The following is a 19,575-nucleotide window of genomic DNA, read 5'->3' on the forward strand; positions in this document are numbered from 1 at the left end:
GGACAATCTTGAATAATCGCCCAACTGAGAATTACTTGCAGAAGCTAATGAATCCCGTATCTGTCGGCCATCCCCGGATCCTGAGTATCGAAGACGACCTGGTGCTCGGTGCCTATGTGCATGAGCAATTGGGCCGTTGTGGGTTTGATGTCACCTGGTGCCAGAACGGCCAGGAAGGCCTGACGATGGCTCGCCAGCAACCTTTCGATGTGGTGCTGATGGACATCCTGCTGCCGGGGATGGACGGGCTGACGGTGCTCACCCATTTTCGCCAGAGCCATTCCACGCCGGTGCTGCTGATGTCGGCACTGGGGGCCGAGGCCGATCGCATCAGCGGTTTTCGCCTGGGGGCCGACGATTATCTGCCCAAGCCCTTCAGCATGGCCGAGCTGCGGGTACGGATCGAAGCCATCCTGCGGCGCGTGGCCCTGGATCGCCGGCCGGCCTCGGCGCCGCTCAGGCAGGAAGCCCAGGGCCTGCGTTTCGACGACGAGCTGTGCGACGTGCATTACGGGCAACAGTGGGCCGGGCTGACCCGCAGCGAATACCGCCTGCTGGAGACGCTCAACCGCAACGGCGACGAGGTCCTGAGCAAACCCTTCCTTTATCAGCATGTGCTGCAGCGCGGCTATGCGCCCCATGATCGCAGCCTGGACATGCACATCAGCCAGATCCGCCGCAAACTCAAGGCCATCGGTTATGTCGCGCGGGAAGTGCGCACCGTCTGGGGCAAGGGCTATGTGCTGAGTGCCGTCGATGAAATGGCCTGAGCTGCCCGGCAGGCATTCGCTGTTCTGGAAGCTGGCCTGCCTGTTGGTCGCGTTCTGCCTGCTGATGATCTGGCTGAGCTGGTCCTGGGGCCGCTACATGGAACAGAAGAACCTGTTCCTTTCCGACGAGGCCCGCGGCACGCTGACCGGCTACGCCGCCGAAGCCGAACGGGCCTGGAACCAGGGGCAGAGCGCCGGGGTCGATGCCTGGCTGCAGGGCATGGCCGAGCGCGAGCGCCATTGGGTCGGGGTCATCGGCCGCGACCTGCAATCGCTGAGCAGTTATCCGCTGAGCGAAGCCGAGAGCCAGCACCTGACGTTCCTGCGCGGCCTGGATTGGCCGGTCAGCCGGCATACCCGTGGCTTGCCCTGGCTGAAGATTGCGTTTCCCAACGACCCGTCCGCTGGCAGCCTGGTGATCGAGCTGCCCCAGCGCTTCATGCCCGGGCGCTACCGGGTGTTCTGGCGGGTGCTGACCAATGGCGTGATTCCCGGCCTGTTCACCCTGCTGCTGTGTGTCGGGCTGTATCGACTGCTGGTAGTGCCGCTGAACCAGCTGCGCGAACAGGCCAACGCCTGGCGCGCCGATCAACTGAATGCGCGGCTGTCGAGCCAGACCACCAGTCGGCAGGACGAGTTGGGTGAGCTGGGCCGGGCGTTCGACCAGATGTCCGAGCGCCTGCAGGGCACCGTGGCCTTGCAGCAACAATTGCTGCGCGATCTTTCCCATGAATTGCGCACGCCCCTGAGTCGCCTGCGGGTCGCCTGTGACGGCGAGCAGAGCCTGCCAGCACTGCGCGAGCGGCTGGCGCGGGAAGTCGATGGCATGCAGCGGCTGGTGGACGACACCTTGCAACTGGCCTGGCTCGACACCGAGCGGGCACCGCTGGCCGAGGAAGACATCCAGATCCAGGCCCTGTGGGAAATGCTCACGGAAAACGCCTGCTTCGAAAGCGCCTGGTCCGCCACGCAACTGCATTGCGCGCTGGACGCCTCGTGCTGGGTCCGGGGCAATCTCAATACCCTGGCCCAGGCCTTGGAAAACATTCTGCGCAATGCCATTCGCCATTCGCCCGCGGGCGGTCGTGTGCTGCTGGACGGCCAGCGCCAGGGCGAGCATTGGTTGCTGTGGCTGGAGGATGAAGGGCCTGGCGTGGCCGACGCCGATCTGCAGCGGATCTTCGATCCCTTTATCCGCCTCGACGGCTCGCGCCCGGGCCATGGCGGTTTTGGCCTGGGGTTGAGTATTGCGCGCAACGCCGTGCAGCGTCAGGGCGGCCAGCTGTGGGCGGAAAATACCGGGCGTGGGCTGCGTTTGAACATGCGCCTGCGGGCTACGGTTGTGATGGAAGCGCCTTCGCCCGAAGCTGATTCGCTGCCTTATATCGTTAAGCCATAAGACCCTCACTTTGCGTGATATGGCCTGCGAACGTTTGCCGGTATGATAGTCGCCCCCGCAGTCCGGATTGCGAATACGCCATGACCTTGCAGTACCCCACCATCGCCGATTGCGTCGGCAACACCCCGCTGGTCCGTTTGCAGCGCCTGCCTGGCGTCACCAGCAACACCCTGCTGCTCAAGCTCGAGGGCAATAACCCGGCGGGTTCGGTCAAGGACCGCCCGGCGCTGTCGATGATCACTCGCGCCGAGCTGCGTGGGCAGATTCACCCCGGCGATACGCTGATCGAAGCGACCTCGGGCAACACCGGGATTGCCCTGGCCATGGCCGCGGCGATCAAGGGCTACAAGATGATCCTGATCATGCCCGACAACTCCAGTGCCGAGCGCAAGGCGGCGATGACCGCCTATGGTGCCGAACTGATCCTGGTCAGCCAGGAAGAGGGCATGGAAGGCGCGCGCGACCTGGCCGAAAGGATGCAGGCCGAAGGTCGTGGCAAGGTGCTCGACCAGTTCGCCAACGGTGACAACCCGGAGGCGCACTACACCGGCACCGGCCCGGAAATCTGGCGGCAGACCGAGGGCACCATCACCCATTTCGTCAGCTCCATGGGTACCACTGGCACCATCATGGGCACCTCGCGTTATCTGAAGGAACAGAACCCGAACGTGCAGATCATCGGCCTGCAACCGATGGAAGGCTCGGCCATTCCCGGCATTCGCCGCTGGCCGCAGGAATACCTGCCGAAGATCTACCAGGCCAGTCGCGTCGATCGCATCGTCGACATGGCGCAAAGCGAAGCCGAAGAGGTGACCCGGCGCCTGGCCCGCGAAGAAGGCATCTTCTGCGGCGTGTCCTCGGGCGGTGCGGTGGCGGCGATGTTGCGCCTGTCCCGCGAAGTCGAAAACGCGGTGATTGTCGCGATCATCTGTGACCGTGGCGACCGTTACCTGTCGACCGGCATCTTCGATGCGCCCAACTGATGGCTAAGCCAGTCAGAGGCCTGCGCTTCCAGCCTTCGGGCGGCAGCCGGGCTGCGCAGATACCCGTCGGTAAAAAACAGCGCCTGACCATCGAGCGCCTGGCCAATGATGGTCGCGGCATTGCCTTCCTGGAAGGACGTACCTGGTTCGTCGCTGGCGCATTGGCGGGCGAAGAGGTCGAGGCGCGCGTGTTGGGCGCCCACGGCAAAGTGGTGGAAGCCCGTACCGAGCGGGTGTTCAGCGCCAGCGATCTGCGGCGCCCGGCGCCATGTGCCCATGCCGGCCGTTGTGGTGGCTGCAGCGTGCAGCATCTGCCCCATGACGAACAGCTTGCCCTGAAACAGCGCATGCTCGCCGAGCAGCTGTCGCGGGTCGCCGGTGTCGAGCCAGAGGTGTGGGCGGCGCCCTTGAGCGGTCCGGAGTTCGGCTACCGGCGCCGGGCGCGGGTTGCGGTGCGCTGGGACGCCAAGGCGAAAAAGCTCGAAGTGGGTTTTCGCGCCGCCGGCAGCCAGGACATCGTCGCCATCGACGAATGCCCGGTGCTGGTACAGCCCTTGCAACCGATCATGAGCCGCTTGCCGGCCATGCTGCAGCGCCTGAGCAAACCGCAGGCACTGGGGCATGTGGAATTGTTCAGCGGTTCGGCGATTGCCGTGCTGCTGCGCCATATGGCGCCGTTGTCCGCGGCCGACCTGGAGATTCTCCAGGCGTTCTGCGCATTCCATGAGGCCCAGTTGTGGCTGCATGGCGAAGGCGAGCCGCAACCAGTGGACCCGGACCAGGCCCTGGGCTATCGCCTGGAGCCCTGGAATCTGCAGCTGGCTTATCGGCCGGGAGACTTTGTCCAGGTCAACGCCGGGGTCAACGAGGCGATGGTGACCCAGGCCCTGGAATGGCTGGCGCCACAGGCCGACGAGCGCGTGCTGGACCTTTTTTGTGGCTTGGGCAACTTTGCCTTGCCGCTGGCGCAGAACGTTCGGGAAGTGGTGGCGGTCGAAGGGGTGGCGACCATGGTCGCGCGTGCGGCGCAGAATGCTGCTAGCAACAATTTGCATAACACCCGGTTTTTTCAGGCCGATTTATCGCAGCCCCTGAGCGACGCCGAGTGGGCCCGCGAAGGCTTTTCTGCGGTACTCTTGGACCCACCTCGGGACGGTGCTTTCGAGGTGGTACGCAAGCTTGCGAGCCTGGGCGCCAAGCGCCTGGTTTATGTGTCATGCAACCCTGCCACTCTGGCGCGTGACACAGTCGAACTGGTCAGACAGGGCTACCGGTTAAAACGTGCCGGGATCCTCGATATGTTTCCTCAGACGGCACATGTCGAGGCCATGGCGTTATTTGAAGCGAGCTAGGATGGCTCGTCTAATCCGTTGGCCCGTCAGGCAGCACTCGCCGGCCCAGCGAGGAAATACTGGCAGTGAAGGTCAGCGATTTGACGCATTGAATGTGCGTCGTAGGGAAGGTAAAGCAAGATGGTACAGGTGAGAGCGCACCAGCCGATCAACACCGACGGCAGTATCAATCTCGAGGCGTGGCTCGATCATGCGGTCAGCGTCGACATGGCACTGGACCGTGAAGCCTTGAAAGAAGCCTGCGAGTTTGCTCGTGAGGCAGAGCAACAACACATCGCGGCGAAGAATCTCAGCGGCGAGGACATGTCGAGTTTCAGCACTGGCCTGGAGATCGCGGAGATCCTCGCCGACCTCAAGCTGGATCAGGATTCGCTGGTGGCCGCGGTACTCTACCGTGGCGTCCGCGAAGGCCAGATCCCGCTGCCGGCCGTCAGCCAGCGCTTCGGCCCGGTGGTGGCCAAACTGATCGACGGCGTGCTGCGCATGGCGGCGATCAGCGCCAGCCTCAGCCCCCGCCAATCCCTCGTGCTCGGCACCCAGGCCCAGGTGGAAAACCTGCGCAAGATGCTGGTGGCGATGGTCGATGACGTGCGTGTGGCCCTGATCAAGCTGGCCGAGCGGACCTGCGCGATCCGCGCGGTGAAAAACGCCGACGACGAGAAGCGCAACCGGGTCGCCCGGGAAGTTTTCGACATCTATGCACCGCTGGCGCATCGCCTCGGTATCGGCCATATCAAATGGGAGCTGGAGGACCTGTCCTTCCGCTACCTGGAGCCTGAGCAGTACAAGCAGATCGCCAAGTTGCTGCACGAGCGGCGCCTTGATCGCGAGCGTTTCATCTCCGACGTGATGAATCAGCTGCAGAATGAGCTGCGGGCCACCGGCGTCGACGCCGACATCAGTGGCCGGGCCAAACATATCTATTCGATCTGGCGCAAAATGCAGCGCAAGGGCCTGGAGTTCAGCCAGATCTACGACGTGCGCGCGGTGCGTGTGCTGGTCCCGGAAATGCGCGACTGCTACACCGCGCTGGGGATCGTCCACACCCTGTGGCGGCACATTCCGAAAGAGTTCGACGACTACATCGCCAACCCCAAGGAGAACGGTTACCGCTCGCTGCACACGGCGGTCATCGGCCCTGAGGGCAAGGTCCTGGAAGTGCAGATCCGCACCCACGCGATGCACGAAGAGGCCGAGCTGGGGGTCTGCGCCCACTGGCGCTACAAGGGCACCGACGTCAAATCCGGTTCCAACCACTACGAAGAGAAAATCTCCTGGCTGCGTCAGGTGCTCGAGTGGCATGAGGAACTGGGGGATATCGGCGGCCTGGCCGAGCAACTGCGGGTGGATATCGAGCCGGACCGGGTCTACATCTTCACCCCCGACGGTCACGCCATCGACTTGCCGAAAGGCGCGACCCCGCTGGACTTCGCCTACCGCGTGCACACCGAGATCGGTCATAACTGCCGGGGCGCGAAGATCAACGGGCGCATCGTGCCGCTCAACTACAGCCTGCAGACCGGCGAGCAGGTCGAGATCATCACCAGCAAGCACGGCACGCCGAGCCGCGACTGGCTGAACCCGAACCTGGGGTATGTCACCACCTCGCGGGCGCGGGCGAAGATCGTCCACTGGTTCAAGCTGCAGGCGCGGGATCAGAACGTGGCGGCGGGCAAGACCCTGCTCGAACGCGAACTCAATCGCCTCGACCTGCCGCAGGTGGATTTCGACAAGCTGGCCGACAAGGCCAACATGAAAACCGCCGAGGACATGTTTGCCGCCCTGGGCGCGGGCGACCTGCGTCTGGCGCAACTGGTCAACCTGGCTCAGCAACTGGTGGAGCCGGAACGCGGCAACGAACAGCTGGAACTGATCCCGCGCAAGGCCACCGGCTACAAGCCCGGCAAGCGCGGCGACATCCAGATCCAGGGCGTCGGCAACCTGCTGACCCAGATGGCCGGCTGCTGCCAGCCGCTGCCGGGGGATGCGATCGTCGGTTACATCACCCAGGGCCGTGGGGTGAGCATTCACCGCCAGGACTGTGCCTCGGTGCTGCAACTGGCCGGCCGCGAGCCGGAGCGGATCATCCAGGTCAGTTGGGGCCCGGTGCCGGTGCAAACCTATCCGGTGGACATCATCATTCGCGCCTACGACCGCTCCGGCCTGCTGCGTGACGTGTCCCAGGTGCTGCTCAACGAGCGGATCAACGTGCTGGCGGTCAACACCCGCTCGAACAAGGAGGACAACACTGCGCTGATGTCCCTGACCATCGAGATTCCGGGGCTGGACGCGTTGGGGCGGTTGCTGGGGCGTATTTCCCAGTTGCCGAACATCATCGAGACCCGCCGTAACCGTACCCCTTGAAAGTCGGAGCGTAGGAGCGAGCGGACGGCGATCCGGCTTGCCCGCGGTGGCGATTTGTCTGACATACCGCTATCGCGGGCAAGCCTCGCTTCTACAGAAAACATGGTTTGGCAATGAGAGTGAGCGATGTACAGCCTTGAAGACCTGTTGCACCTGATGGCGCGGCTGCGGGACCCGCAGTACGGCTGCCCTTGGGATATCAAGCAGAGCTACGCCACCATCGTCCCCCACACCCTGGAAGAAGCCTACGAAGTGGCCGATGCCATCGAACGAGGCGATTTCGAGCATTTGCAGGGTGAGCTGGGCGATCTGCTGTTCCAGGTGGTGTATTACAGCCAGCTGGCGCGGGAGGAGGGGCGTTTCGAGTTCGATGGCGTGGTCGACAGCATCACCCACAAGCTGATCCGTCGCCATCCCCATGTATTCCCTACCGGGGACCTGTACGCGCCGCTGGATATTCCGCGGCTGGATGAAGAACAGGTCAAGCAGCGCTGGGAAGAGATCAAGGCCGAGGAGCGTGCCGAGAAGTCGGCGCAGCCTTTGCAGTTGTCCTTGCTCGACGATGTGCCCACGGCGCTGCCGGCCCTGTCCCGTTCGGCCAAGCTGCAAAAACGCGCGGCCCAGGTCGGTTTTGACTGGCCGGACGCCTTGCCGGTGGTGGACAAGATCCGCGAAGAGCTCGATGAAGTGCTCGAAGCCATGTCCGAGAATGACCCGCAGGCGATCGCCGACGAGGTGGGCGACTTGCTGTTCGCCGTGGTCAACCTGGCCCGACATCTGAAGGTCGATCCGGAAACCACCCTGCGTGGCGCCAATGCCAAGTTCGAGCGACGGTTCCGATTTATCGAGCAGGCATTGCGCGATACCCGCCGACCCATGGAAGATTGCACCCTCGAAGAGTTGGACGCCTTGTGGGGCGAAGCCAAACGTCAGGAAAAGAATTTGCCCAGCTGTGGCTGAGGCTGTTGCCTAAGTGAGTGAGCACCAATGAGCCTTTCCCTTCGCGACCAGTTGCTCAAAGCAGGGCTGGTCAACCAAAAGCAGGCCAAACAGGTCAGCAAAGAGAAGCAGAAGCAGCAACGTCTGGTCCATAAAGGCCAGGTCGAGGCGGACGATACCCAGGCGCGCCTGGCCCAGGAGGCGCAGGCCGAGAAGGTCAAGCGCGACCAGGAACTCAACCGCCAGCAGCAGGAGAAGGCCGAGCAGAAGGCCCGTGCCGCGCAGATCAAGCAACTGATCGAAGTGTCGCGCCTGCCGAAGCTGACCACCGAGGACTACTACAACTTCGTCGATGACAAGAAGGTCAAGCGCCTGTCGGTGAACACCCTGATGCGCAACAAGCTGAGCAGCGGCTCGCTGGCCATCGTGCACCATGCCGGCGGTTATGAGGTCATCCCGCGTGAAGCCGCGCTGAAGATCCAGGAGCGCGATCCACGGCGCATCGTTCAGCTCAACACGCCGACCGAGGCGCCGGACGAGGACGATCCGTACGCGGCCTACCAGATCCCTGACGATCTGATGTGGTAAACCCGCAGAAACAACAAACCCCGCCATGAGCGGGGTTTGTTGTTTCTGAAGCGCCTGCCGATGCGTGGCGGCAGGCGCGGCAGTCAGTGTGAGATCAGGAGCTTTGCGGTGCGCGGTTCTGCTCCAGCTTCTCCAGTTCGGCCTTGTAATTATGGGCATCGCTCTCGGAATGAAACATTCCCACCAGCATGTCTTGTTGATGCACGTCCCAGATCCGTACACCTGCGGCTACGCCTTCATGGGACATGTGTGAATCGTCGCGTTCAGTTACTTTTACAGTCATCTGCTAGCTCCAATCTCTATTGATCTGCAGCAAGGCGTGTGCAGGACTCCGTTATATATTTTGTTAGCTGGCTAAGTAAATTGCTTTCAAATGCAACAATCTTTTGCAGATTTCGAAACAGTCCCGCAGGCCGCGGAAACTGTGGCATTCGGTCGCAGGGGCCGGAGTTTTATGACAAAAGTTTCATGTTGGGCGGCTGTCGTACTGGGTGTTTTTGCCCGGCGAGAGAGCCTGTTGGGTCGCCAGGAGGGCTGTGCTTGAGCGGCTAAATGGAAGCACCAGGCGAAAAAAAGCCCCGCATCGGCGGGGCTTTTTCATTGTCGTGCGGCTTAGCTGCCTTTGACGGTCTTGCCGTTGACGGTGCCGTTCAGGAGCATGATGTTGTACTCCTTGCCGTCGGTTTCGACCTGTTGCAGGCGAACCAGCAGGTAATCCCAGTCCTTGGCGAACCACATGACGGTGATGCGTTTGCTTTGTGTCGGGTCGCGCACGCGCTCGACCTTGATCGCATCGATCTGGCCGGCCTTGGTGTCGACTTTTTCCGAGCCCAGGACACGGAAGTCGTAGGTATCGACTTCGCCATCATCGACGACCTGGTAGCTCATGCTTTTCTTGCCGGCGGCTACATCGTGCTGCAGAGCGAGCTGGTAGGTGGATTTGTCGACCATGCCGCGATTGAGCGGGATCTTGACTGCATCGCCGCGATCGGTGCCGGTGACCATCTTGGCATTCCAGTCGAAGTCCAGATCGGCCTTCTTGGCTTTGCCCAGGCCGCCGCGCTCGAAGTGATAGGACTGCGGCAGCAGGGTGTCCTTGTCGAGCGTCAGGGTGCTTTCTTCAGTCAGGCTGGCGATCATCATCGAAGCCTTGAAGCTCAGCTTCCAGGTGCCATCGCCTTTCTTTTCCAGGCTGCGTTCGGCGGTACCGCTCATCGGCAGCTGTTTCCAGTCGGCGGTATAGCTGGCGGAGAAGGGTTGAAGGTCCGCAGCCTGCGCGAAGGGCAGGGCGAGCAGAGCACAAGCGAAGAGCAGGGCGCGACGCATAAAATCTCCTAATTACGAATCAAGTGGCCACTGGCGGCCAGTAACTGACCATCCAGTAAAGCACCCTGTTCGCCGAGTGTGAGTCGACCTTCGGCAAACCAGCGTACGGCCATCGGGTAAATTCGGTGTTCCTGGACGTGGACCCGCTGCGCCAGGCTTTGCGGCGAGTCGTGCAACTCTACCGGGATCACTGCCTGTACGACCAGTGGTCCGCCATCGAGTTCCTCTGTCACAAAGTGCACGCTGCAGCCGTGCTCGGTGTCTCCGGCCTCCAGCGCTCGCTGATGAGTGTGTAACCCTTTGTATTTGGGTAGCAGCGAAGGATGGATATTGAGCAGGCGACCCTGATAGTGCCGCACGAAGTCCGCGCTGAGAATGCGCATGAATCCGGCAAGCACCACGAGCTTGGGCTGGAAGGCGTCGATCAGTTCGATCAGTGCGGCATCGAAGGCCTCGCGGCCTTCGAATGCCTTGTGATCGAGGGCGCGGGTATCGATACCCGCGTCCTGGGCGCGTTGCAGGCCGTAGGCGTCGGCGCGGTTGGATATCACCGCGCGGATGCGTACCGGGCTGTCGTCGCCCTCGGTACTGTCGATCAGGGCCTGCAAGTTGCTGCCGGTACCGGACAACAGCACCACTACATCGCAGGTGGCTGGCATCAGCTCTTGCATCAATGTGCCTTGAGGTTTTTCAGCTCGACCTGGGCAGCGCCTTCGGCGGCGCTAGCGATCTGACCAATGACCCAAGGTTGTTCGCCGGCTTCGCGCAGGACGTTCAGGGCGCTTTCAACGTGCTCCTGAGCCACGCAGATCACCATGCCCACGCCGCAGTTCAGCACGCGGTGCATTTCGTGTTCGTCGACGTTGCCTTTCTCTTGCAGCCAGTCGAATACCGCCGGGCGCTGCCAGCTGGCCACGTCGACCACGGCCTGGGCGCCTTTTGGCAGGACACGCGGAATGTTGTCCAGCAGGCCGCCGCCGGTGATGTGGGCCATGGCCTTGACCGCGCCAGTGTCCTTGATCAGCTTGAGCAGTGGCTTGACGTAGATGCGGGTCGGGGCCATCAGCAGTTCGGTCAGCGGCTTGCCGTCGAGCTGGACGGTTTCGATATCGGCACCGGAGACTTCGATGATCTTGCGGATCAGCGAGTAGCCGTTGGAGTGCGGGCCGGACGATGGCAGGGCGAGCAGGGCGTCGCCGGTGGCAACCTTGGAGCCGTCGATGATTTCGGCTTTTTCCACCACGCCGACGCAGAAGCCGGCCAGGTCGTAGTCTTCGCCTTCGTACATGCCGGGCATTTCAGCGGTTTCACCGCCGACCAGGGAGCAGCCAGCCAGTTCGCAGCCCGCACCGATACCGGTAACCACGGTGGCGGCAACGTCGACGTTCAGTTTGCCGGTGGCGTAGTAGTCGAGGAAGAACAGCGGCTCGGCACCGCAGACCACCAGGTCGTTGACGCACATGGCGACCAGGTCCTGGCCGATGCTGTCGTGTTTGTTCAGGTTCAGTGCCAGGCGCAGCTTGGTGCCCACGCCGTCGGTACCGGAGACCAGTACTGGCTGCTTGTAGCCGGCCGGGATTTCGCAGAGGGCGCCGAAACCGCCCAGGCCGCCCATGACTTCCGGGCGCGCAGTGCGCTTGGCGACGCTCTTGATGCGTTCGACCAATGCTTCACCGGCGTCGATGTCTACACCGGCGTCTTTGTAGCTCAGGGAGGGTTGCTTGCTCATGATCCAGGCCTTTAGGGGGGATTCAGGGGGTATCGACCGAGTCCAGGGAGGCCATTGAAACAGTCGCGGCGGCAATGCTGCGCAATCATTTCAGCGACCCCGGCTGTTGCCGGTCTGCGAAGGCGCGCGATTTTATCAGGCTTGAGGTGTAGCGGCCATCCTCGGGCCGACGGGCAGGGCATATCCGCTTAAAAAAAACCGCAATTGCGCGTGTCGATCGCGCCGCTCGGGGCTGTATAAGGTATAGCCTTGTACCCGCTGTCGTTATGACAGCACGAAAACTTCCATCGACCGGGTGAATGTTTGCCCAGGCTTTGTGGTCACAGCCTGGGTCAATCCTGTTCATGCGGTCTGTTCCAGCCGCCTTTTGTCGTCGGGAATCCTCCATGCGTTTGGGTAAATTTCTTTTTGTGGGCTGTTTGTCATTGGTCAGCCTGGCGAGTCATGCCGAAACCCTCAATAACCTGTATCAGGTCCGCGAACCGGTCAGCAGCCAGTCCCCTGGCGAGCGCGACCAGGCCACCCAGCGGGCCCTGGAGACCCTGGTATTGCGCCTGACCGGCGATAGCAAGGCCCTGCAGAACCCGGGACTGGCGGCGATCCGCAAGGACCCGCAGCAGATCATCAGCCAGTACGGCTACGACGCCGGTCCTCCCGAAAGCCTGCAGGTCGACTTCGACCCGGCCAGCACCGACCGGGCGTTGCGCCAGGCTGGCCTGTCGCTGTGGGGCAGTAATCGCCCGTCGATTCTCGGCTGGTGGCTGACCGACTCCAGTGAAGGTTCCAGCCTGGTGGGCGATGGCCAGGCCAGCGCCACACCGTTGCGCCGCGCTGCCCTGCACCGCGGCCTGCCGCTGCGTTTGCCGCTGGGTGACCTGAATGAGCAGATTGTCGCTACGGCGCCGAATCTCGAAGGTTCCGATCCGGCGCCATTGCGCGCCGCGTCGGAGCGTTACGGCGCGGACGCCCTGCTGGCGGTGCATGCCAGTGAAGAGGGCGGTCAGTGGCAGGCCAAATGGCGCCTGTGGCTGGGTGACCAGAAGGAACAGGGCAGCGTCCAGGGAGCTGATGTGCCGGCCTTGGCCGATGCCGTGCTGTTGGCGGTCAGCCAGCGCCTGGCCCCGCGTTTCGCGGTCAAGCCGGGCGCATCCAGCGAGCAGTTGCTGGAAGTGCAGGGCATGAACCTGGAGCGCTATGCGGCGTTGGGTCGTTTGCTCGAGCCCTTCGGTGGGCGTTTGCAGAGTGTCGATGGTGATCGTTCGGTGTACCGGGTCAGCGGCAGCGCCGAGCAGTTGCGTGCGCAACTGAGCCTGGCACGGTTGCAGGAAGTCCCGGCGGGCGCTGTGCCTGTCCAGCCGACTGTCGAAGGCGCGACACCTGCGCCTGCACCGGCCGCGCAGCTGCGGTTTCGCTGGTAGGTTTTCTTTATATAGAAGCAATGGAGTGGTTCATGGCTGATACGCGTCGATGGGTCTGGTTGGGTGGGTTGGTCCTGCTTTGTGGATTTGTGTACCTGTTGCATCCGATCCTGACGCCGTTCCTGGTGGCCTTGCTGTTGGCCTATCTGTTCGATCCGCTGGTGGACCGCCTGGAAAAGCTCGGGTTGTCGCGCACCTGGGGCGTGGTGGCGGTATTTGCCCTGTTCACCCTGATCGTCATGGCGTTGTTGCTGGTGCTGGTGCCTATGCTCGCCAAGCAACTGCTGCGCCTGTACGAACTGGCGCCGCAGATGCTCGATTGGCTGCAGCACACGGCAATGCCCTGGGCGCAGTCCAAGCTGGGCTTGTCCGATGGTTTCTGGAAGTTCGACAAGGTCAAGGCGGCGATCAGCGAGCACATGGGGCAGACCACCGATATCGTCGGCGTGGTCCTGAGCCAGGCAACGGCCTCCAGCCTGGCGCTGATTGGCTGGCTGGCCAACCTGGTGCTGATTCCGGTGGTCAGCTTTTACCTGCTGCGCGACTGGGACCTGATGATGGCGAAGATCCGCAGCCTGTTGCCCCGTGATCGCGAGGAGCGTGTAGTGGCGCTGGCGGGGGAATGCCATGAAGTGCTGGGGGCGTTCGTCCGTGGTCAGCTGCTGGTGATGGTGGCCCTGGGGATGATCTATGCGGCGGGCCTGATGCTGGTCGGGCTGGAACTGGGGCTGTTGATCGGTCTGATTGCCGGCCTGGCGGCCATCGTGCCGTACATGGGGTTTGTCATCGGCATCGGCGCGGCGCTGATTGCCGGGTTGTTCCAGTTCGGCGGCGACCTGTACCCGATGATCGGCATCGTGGCCGTGTTCATGGTCGGCCAGGCCCTGGAGGGCATGGTGCTGACCCCCTTGCTGGTGGGCGACCGGATCGGCCTGCACCCGGTGGCGGTGATCTTCTCGATTCTCGCCGGTGGCGAGCTGTTCGGTTTCACCGGCATCCTGCTGGCCTTACCGGTGGCGGCGGTAATCATGGTGCTGGTGCGCCATGTGCACGACTTGTACAAGGATTCGGACATCTATAGCGGTGTAGAGGAGTCCGAGCTGTAACGTCCACGGTTAACGCTTTCGGGGCGCCTGCGTTTCGGGCGGGTGCCATCGAGAGTGTTTACAGCTGTCACATCCACCGTCAAAGAAACCCCCGTGATTTCATCAGGCTAACGCAAACCTTTGATTTTGCTTGTGGTCTGCTACATTGTGCGCCCGGCGTCACGGGTATAAACTTTGCAAACTTTACACAGAGGCCACTAACGGTTCGTTTGGAACTGTTCAGTCAGCATGAAACCGATTCAGCTGCCCCTAGGTGTGCGTCTGCGTGATGACGCCACCTTCATCAACTACTACCCAGGCGCCAATGCCGCTGCACTCGGCTATGTCGAGCGGCTTTGCGAAGCCGACGCCGGCTGGACCGAAAGCCTGATCTACCTCTGGGGCAAGGATGGGGTAGGGCGTACGCACTTGCTGCAGGCGGCCTGCCTGCGGTTCGAGCAGTTGGGGGAGCCAGCGGTCTATTTGCCCCTGGCGGAATTGCTGGACCGCGGCATCGAAATCCTCGACAACCTGGAACAGTACGAACTGGTCTGCCTGGACGACTTGCAAGCGGTGGCGGGCAAAGCTGACTGGGAAGAGGCGCTGTTTCATCTGTTCAACCGCTTGCGTGACAGCGGCCGGCGCCTGTTGATCGCGGCTTCGACCTCTCCACGAGAGCTGCCGGTGAAGCTGGCGGACCTCAAATCCCGCCTGACTCTGGCGCTGATCTTCCAGATGCGCCCGCTCTCCGATGAAGACAAATTGCGTGCATTGCAGTTGCGCGCCTCGCGTCGCGGGCTGCATCTGACCGACGAAGTCGGGCACTTTATCCTGACGCGCGGTACCCGCAGCATGAGTGCCTTGTTCGAGCTGCTGGAGCGCCTCGATCAGGCGTCCTTGCAGGCTCAGCGCAAGCTGACCATTCCCTTTCTCAAAGAAACCCTGGGCTGGTAAAACCGCGGGCGGTAGTGGCTTTTTGGCATATTCCAGGCGCCAGAAACCCGCATCCGGAAGCGGTTCCAAAGGCGCGTGCGTTTAAAATGGGCTTAAGGCCTTAGATGTTGAGTAGAAACCGATAAGTCACATTTCAATCGATTGAATTTGCAAATTAGAGCGATAGAAGGCATAGTCGCGGCTTCTTTATAACTTTAAGCCACGGTCGTGCCCATGCTGAAGCGCTTCGCACCCCTCGTGCCTCTTGCACTCGTTACCCTGTTGTTTGGTTGCGCCACCCACTCTCCGGTGAGCCAACAAGAGCAGCAACAACAGGTTCAAAACTCTTCAAAAGCCCAGTCTTCCGCTATTTTCCAGGAAGAGCTGGCAACCGAAAAAGAACTCGCCGAGTTCGCTGACAGCAAGCCTTACCAACTGCCAGTGCTGGCTGACAGTATTCTCGAGCGTGGCATGTCCCTGATCGGTACCCGTTACCGTTTCGGCGGTACCTCTGAAGCCGGTTTCGATTGCAGCGGTTTCATCGGCTATCTGTTCCGTGAAGAAGCCGGCATGAATCTGCCGCGCTCCACCCGTGAAATGATCAACGTTGATGCTCCGCTGGTTGCGCGTAACAAGCTGCAGCCGGGCGATCTGCTGTTCTTCGCCACCAATGGCCGCCGCGGTCGCGTAAGCCACGCTGGCATCTACCTGGGCGATGACCAGTTCATCCACTCCAGCAGCCGCCGCAGCGGTGGCGTGCGGGTGGACAGCCTGGGCGACAGCTACTGGAGCAAGACCTTCATCGAAGCCAAGCGCGCCCTCGCCATGGCCCCGACCGTGGTCACCGCACGCAAGTAAGCGGACTTTTTGTAAGGTGAAGTTAAAGTCTTACTTGAAGTTTGGCGCGTAGACGCTAGAATCCTGATCTATTGTTGAAAACTAACCGCGTAAGCCCTGCTTACGCGGTTTTGTTTTCGGCCTCACGGCAGAGAAAGCCGCATCCAGATCAGGATTGTTCTGCATATGTCGACGTCGGCCCGCCTTGCATTGATCGTTCTCGCCGCGCTGCTCAGCGCGTGCGCCAGTCGTACCCCGCCACCCGCGCCCGTGGTACGTGCTCCCGTATTCAACACTCCCCAGACCTTCTCGCCGGCTGCCGAAGACGTGCTGTTTCGTGCGTTGGGCCTGGTGGGCACGCCTTATCGCTGGGGCGGCAACACGCCCGACTCCGGTTTCGATTGCAGTGGCCTGATCGGCTACGTCTATCGCGACGCAGCCGGTATCTCGCTGCCGCGCTCGACCCGCGAAATGATCGGCATGCGGGCACCGAATGTCGGCAAGAACGCCTTGCAGACCGGCGACCTGATATTTTTTGCCACCAATGGCGGTTCCCAGGTCAGCCATGCGGGCATCTATGTCGGCGAAGGCCGCTTCGTCCATGCGCCGGCCACCGGCGGCACGGTGAAGCTGGACAGTCTGTCCAAGGCCTATTGGCAAAAAGCCTACCTGAGCGCCAAGCGCGTGCTGCAGCCAGAGCATCTGGCGCACAATCCTTAGTCCTGTCTCTGCGTCGAGGTTGCCATGACCGCTCGTACCCTCAACCTCGACGACGCCCTCTATCACTACCTGCTCGACGTTTCCCTGCGCGAAACGCCGCTGTTGCGCCGTCTGCGTGACGAAACCCAGGCGCTGCCCATGGCGCGCTGGCAGGTGGCGCCCGAGCAGGGTCAGTTCCTGGCGTTGCTGATCAAGCTGATCGGTGCCCGGCGTGTGCTGGAGGTGGGGACCTTCACCGGCTACAGCGCCTTGTCCATGGCCGCGGCCTTGCCGGAGGATGGTCAACTGATCTGCTGTGACATCCCGGGCGACTACAACGCCACCGCGCGCCGTTACTGGCAGGAAGCAGGTGTCGCCGGACGGATCGAGTTACGCCTGGCACCGGCCCTGGAGACCTTGGCCAGGATCGAGCAGGAGGAGGGCGAGGGTGGTTTCGACCTGGTCTTCATCGACGCCGACAAGGCCAATTACCCGGCTTACCTGGAAAGTGCCCTGCGCCTGCTACGCGTGGGCGGGTTGGCGGTGTTCGATAACACGCTGTGGAGCGGTCGGGTGCTGGAGGAAAATCCCCAGAGTGAAGACACCCGGGCCATCCAGGCACTCAATCGCGCCTTGAAGGATGACCCGCGTGTCGACCTGTCGCTGCTGCCCCTGGGGGACGGCTTGACCCTGTGCCGCAAGCGCTGAACCTATTGCGCCTTGGTTGCTGACACGCGCCAGACTTTGTTGCCGACATCATCGGCTACCAGTAGATCCCCTTGCTTGTCGATCACTACGCCGACCGGGCGGCCCATGGCTTTCTCGTCAGCGTTGAGGAAACCGGTCAGGACGTCCACCGGTTGGCCTACCGGCTTGCCGTTGGCGAAGGGTACGAAGATCACTTTGTAGCCGCTGTGGGGCTTGCGGTTCCACGAGCCATGCTGGCCGATGAACACGCCTTGGGTGAACGGCGCCGGCAGCTTGCTGCCTTCGGCGAAGGCCAGGCCCAGGGAGGCGGTATGCGGGCCGACGGCATAATCCGGGGCGATGGCCTTGGCCACCAGGTCCGGGTTTTGCGGAGTGACTCGCACGTCCACATGCTGGCCGTAATAACTGAATGGCCAGCCATAGAAGGCGCCGTCCTTGACCGAGGTGATGTAGTCCGGCACCAGGTCGCTGCCGATCTCGTCGCGCTCGTTGACCGCGGTCCACAGCTGGCCGCTTTGCGGCTCCCAGGCCATGCCGTTGGGGTTGCGCAGGCCTGAGGCGAAAATCCGTTGCTTGCCGCTGGCGCGGTCGACTTCCCAGATGGCGGCACGGCCTTCTTCCTGGTCCATGCCGTTTTCGCCGACGTTGCTGTTGGAGCCGACCGTGACGTACAACTTGCTGCCGTCCTTGCTGGCAATCACGTTTTTGGTCCAGTGGTGGTTCAGCTTGCCACCAGGCAGGTCCACCACCTTGGTCGGCTGGGCGCTGATCCTGGTGTCGCCGTCCTTGTAGGGGAAGCGCAGCAGGCGATCGGTATCGGCGACGTACAGGTCATTGCCTACCAGGGTCATGCCGAACGGCGAGTTGAGGTTTTCCAGGAATGCCGTACGGGTTTCCGCCACGCCATCGTGATCCTTGTCCCGCAGCAGGGTGATGCGGTTCGGGCTGGGCACGCCGGCCCCGGCGCGGCTCATGATCTTGCTGGCTATCCAGCCACGAATACCTTTGCTGTCATCGGGGGAGGGTGGGGCGTTGGTCTCCGCCACCAGTACGTCTCCGTTGGGCAGCACGTACAACCAGCGCGGATGGTCCAGGCTTTCGGCGAATGCGGCGACCTGGGTGCCGGCGGCGGCCACCGGTTTGGCGCCTTGCGGCCAGCCGATTGCGGGCGCGATGTTCACGGTCGGGAACAGGGTTTTGTTCGGTTCGGGCAGTTTCGGCGAGGGGCCGGTGCCGTCGGAGACCTGGAGGGTGGAGGTCTCGCCACAGGCGGCGAGGCCTGCGGCGACGGCGACAAGGATTGCGTATCGAAGCTTGAGCATGCTGATTTCCCTATGAATGCACGAAGTCGGTGTAGTCATAGAGAAGCACAGATGGACGATGGTTCCACCTGCTCAGCGTGCTTCCTTGAACAGCACGGCAACGCCGGGGTGATAGTTGCCGGCTTCGTTGCGCAATTTGCGGTACGCATAGGGGAAGTACCAGGCCACGGCGCAGCAGTGTTCCTTTTGCAGGTCGTCGACCATGTCCTGCAATTCTTCCGGAGTGGCACTGTGCTGGGTTTTCTGTGGCGTGACGAACAGGCAGCCAAGTTTCAGGTCGCTGGGGTAGCTGGCTTTTTTCGCGTCGCTGGCGGCATCCAGCAACGGTTGGGTCAGGTGCAGGCTGTTGACCCGGGGCCAACGCTGGGTGGTCTGGATATAGACGCGTTCCTCCTGCGTGGCGATGTACAGGTCGGTGCGGCCGCTGCGGTCGCCGTCCTCGAGCTGTTTTTTGCTCGGTGCGTGTTCCAGGGTGACCATCTCCGCCATCCAGGCTGCCGCCGAGAGCATTCCCAGGTTGGCTTTTTCGTCGAACCAGTACGGGCTTTCGTTATCGCCGCGCACGGTGTTGTAGCGGTCGATGCAATCGAACCAGCGTTCCAGGGCAGGGCGCAGGAATTCCAGTTTCGGATTGCTGATGATCATGCCTTGCATCGGACTTTTCCTATTATTGTTCAGATATTGGAGTTTTTTAACGAGATTATGGCTATTTGATATCACTGCACTGAGTGTGGCACAAGATTGGCGTCATTTTTCCGATATGCAGCATTCGCCGATCTGCGGGGCTTTAATTGACGCTCCACCCCCAACCCTCTAACCTTCGCGACTTGTTTCAGGTGCTCTGTGGCCTTGGGTCGACAGAGTGAAACAGGGAAGCCGGTGAGTACGCGTGCCGAAGGCGCACGCACGACGATTCCGGCGCTGCCCCCGCAACGGTAAGTGAGTCAAGACTGCGCCTGATGCCACTGTGTCGACTGTCGACATGGGAAGGCGCGCAGTTGGGCATCCCAGCCACTCACAAGCCCGGAGACCGGCCTGATCCATCCAACGGCATCACGGTGGGCGATGCCAGGCTTGCGCCGTCTATTCCTATTCCTGCCCCCCGTTATCCAGCCCCAACGGA

The 19,575-nt window shown here is 62.0% G+C and carries 19 protein-coding genes and 1 riboswitch; of the genes, 13 read left to right on the top strand and 6 right to left on the bottom strand.

The genetic code is table 11. The features are described 5' to 3' along the window. The first annotated feature begins 47 nt into the window (after positions 1-47). From AC07PQ_RS20420 to AC07PQ_RS20450, 7 genes are all read left to right on the top strand, one after another. Complete coding sequence (locus AC07PQ_RS20420; RefSeq protein ID WP_493186030.1) at positions 48-770, top strand: response regulator transcription factor; 723 nt, start codon at positions 48-50, stop codon at positions 768-770. Further along, positions 757-2,169, top strand: a complete 1,413-nt coding sequence (locus AC07PQ_RS20425) for a sensor histidine kinase (protein WP_007927758.1) — start codon at positions 757-759, stop codon at positions 2,167-2,169. The genes AC07PQ_RS20420 and AC07PQ_RS20425 overlap by 14 nt, the downstream gene beginning before the upstream one ends. An 80-nt stretch (positions 2,170-2,249) precedes the next feature. Then, entirely contained in the window at positions 2,250-3,152 is a 903-nt protein-coding gene (cysM, locus tag AC07PQ_RS20430) for a cysteine synthase CysM (RefSeq protein ID WP_007927760.1), read from the top strand. Further along, positions 3,152-4,504 carry a 23S rRNA (uracil(1939)-C(5))-methyltransferase RlmD gene (gene rlmD, locus AC07PQ_RS20435; RefSeq protein ID WP_493186029.1) on the top strand — a complete coding sequence of 451 codons (1,353 nt, stop codon included), beginning with the start codon at positions 3,152-3,154 and terminating at the stop codon, positions 4,502-4,504. Before cysM ends, rlmD begins: the two co-directional genes overlap by 1 nt. A gap of 120 nt (positions 4,505-4,624) precedes the next feature. Beyond that, positions 4,625-6,868, top strand: a complete 2,244-nt coding sequence (gene relA, locus AC07PQ_RS20440; RefSeq protein ID WP_007927768.1) for a GTP diphosphokinase — start codon at positions 4,625-4,627, stop codon at positions 6,866-6,868. A 126-nt stretch (positions 6,869-6,994) separates the two neighbouring features. Continuing rightward, complete coding sequence (gene mazG, locus AC07PQ_RS20445; RefSeq protein WP_493186028.1) at positions 6,995-7,828, top strand: nucleoside triphosphate pyrophosphohydrolase; 834 nt, start codon at positions 6,995-6,997, stop codon at positions 7,826-7,828. A 27-nt stretch (positions 7,829-7,855) separates the two neighbouring features. Continuing rightward, the gene (locus tag AC07PQ_RS20450) at positions 7,856-8,395 is read left to right on the top strand and encodes a DUF2058 domain-containing protein (RefSeq protein WP_007927770.1); all 540 of its coding nucleotides are present in this window, start codon (positions 7,856-7,858) and stop codon (positions 8,393-8,395) included. A gap of 94 nt (positions 8,396-8,489) precedes the next feature. On the opposite strand, the gene AC07PQ_RS20455 is transcribed toward AC07PQ_RS20450, so the two are convergent. From AC07PQ_RS20455 to purM, 4 genes are all read right to left on the bottom strand, one after another. Beyond that, positions 8,490-8,678 carry a hypothetical protein gene (locus AC07PQ_RS20455; RefSeq protein ID WP_025805664.1) on the bottom strand — a complete coding sequence of 63 codons (189 nt, stop codon included), beginning with the start codon at positions 8,676-8,678 and terminating at the stop codon, positions 8,490-8,492. Between the two features lie 329 nt (positions 8,679-9,007). Further along, the gene (locus AC07PQ_RS20460; protein ID WP_007927772.1) at positions 9,008-9,721 is read right to left on the bottom strand and encodes a DUF3108 domain-containing protein; all 714 of its coding nucleotides are present in this window, start codon (positions 9,719-9,721) and stop codon (positions 9,008-9,010) included. 8 nt (positions 9,722-9,729) lie between these two features. Then, a complete protein-coding gene (gene purN, locus AC07PQ_RS20465; RefSeq protein ID WP_493186166.1) occupies positions 9,730-10,380 on the bottom strand; it encodes a phosphoribosylglycinamide formyltransferase in 651 nt (216 codons plus the stop codon). Between the two features lie 11 nt (positions 10,381-10,391). Then, positions 10,392-11,450, bottom strand: coding sequence for a phosphoribosylformylglycinamidine cyclo-ligase (gene purM, locus AC07PQ_RS20470; RefSeq protein ID WP_007927774.1), 1,059 nt, complete (start codon positions 11,448-11,450; stop codon positions 10,392-10,394). Between the two features lie 386 nt (positions 11,451-11,836). On the opposite strand from purM, the gene AC07PQ_RS20475 reads away from it, so the two are divergent. The 6 genes from AC07PQ_RS20475 to AC07PQ_RS20500 all read left to right on the top strand — a co-directional run bounded on the left by AC07PQ_RS20475 (position 11,837) and on the right by AC07PQ_RS20500 (position 17,130). Continuing rightward, positions 11,837-12,868 (top strand): DUF2066 domain-containing protein, encoded by a 1,032-nt coding sequence (locus tag AC07PQ_RS20475; RefSeq protein ID WP_493186027.1) that lies wholly within the window; start codon positions 11,837-11,839, stop codon positions 12,866-12,868. A 32-nt stretch (positions 12,869-12,900) separates the two neighbouring features. Beyond that, complete coding sequence (locus AC07PQ_RS20480; protein ID WP_493186026.1) at positions 12,901-13,974, top strand: AI-2E family transporter; 1,074 nt, start codon at positions 12,901-12,903, stop codon at positions 13,972-13,974. Between the two features lie 228 nt (positions 13,975-14,202). After that, positions 14,203-14,907 carry a DnaA regulatory inactivator Hda gene (gene hda / locus AC07PQ_RS20485; RefSeq protein WP_007898944.1) on the top strand — a complete coding sequence of 235 codons (705 nt, stop codon included), beginning with the start codon at positions 14,203-14,205 and terminating at the stop codon, positions 14,905-14,907. A 213-nt stretch (positions 14,908-15,120) separates the two neighbouring features. Continuing rightward, positions 15,121-15,744, top strand: a complete 624-nt coding sequence (locus AC07PQ_RS20490) for a C40 family peptidase (protein ID WP_025805656.1) — start codon at positions 15,121-15,123, stop codon at positions 15,742-15,744. A 165-nt stretch (positions 15,745-15,909) separates the two neighbouring features. Continuing rightward, positions 15,910-16,443, top strand: a complete 534-nt coding sequence (locus AC07PQ_RS20495; protein WP_007927778.1) for a C40 family peptidase — start codon at positions 15,910-15,912, stop codon at positions 16,441-16,443. Between the two features lie 24 nt (positions 16,444-16,467). Beyond that, on the top strand, positions 16,468-17,130 hold the full coding sequence (locus tag AC07PQ_RS20500) for a class I SAM-dependent methyltransferase (protein WP_007927780.1): 663 nt from the start codon (positions 16,468-16,470) through the stop codon (positions 17,128-17,130). A 2-nt stretch (positions 17,131-17,132) separates the two neighbouring features. On the opposite strand, the gene AC07PQ_RS20505 is transcribed toward AC07PQ_RS20500, so the two are convergent. Together AC07PQ_RS20505 and AC07PQ_RS20510 are read right to left on the bottom strand one after the other, a co-directional pair. Further along, on the bottom strand, positions 17,133-18,452 hold the full coding sequence (locus tag AC07PQ_RS20505) for a PQQ-dependent sugar dehydrogenase (protein ID WP_493186025.1): 1,320 nt from the start codon (positions 18,450-18,452) through the stop codon (positions 17,133-17,135). A gap of 72 nt (positions 18,453-18,524) precedes the next feature. Beyond that, positions 18,525-19,106, bottom strand: coding sequence for a hypothetical protein (locus tag AC07PQ_RS20510; protein WP_007927784.1), 582 nt, complete (start codon positions 19,104-19,106; stop codon positions 18,525-18,527). Positions 19,107-19,269: 163 nt separating this feature from the next. After that, a riboswitch (cobalamin riboswitch) is annotated at positions 19,270-19,505 on the top strand. The last annotated feature ends 70 nt before the right edge of the window (positions 19,506-19,575 follow it).

The organism is Pseudomonas sp. GW821-FHT09E12 (assembly GCF_059416085.1).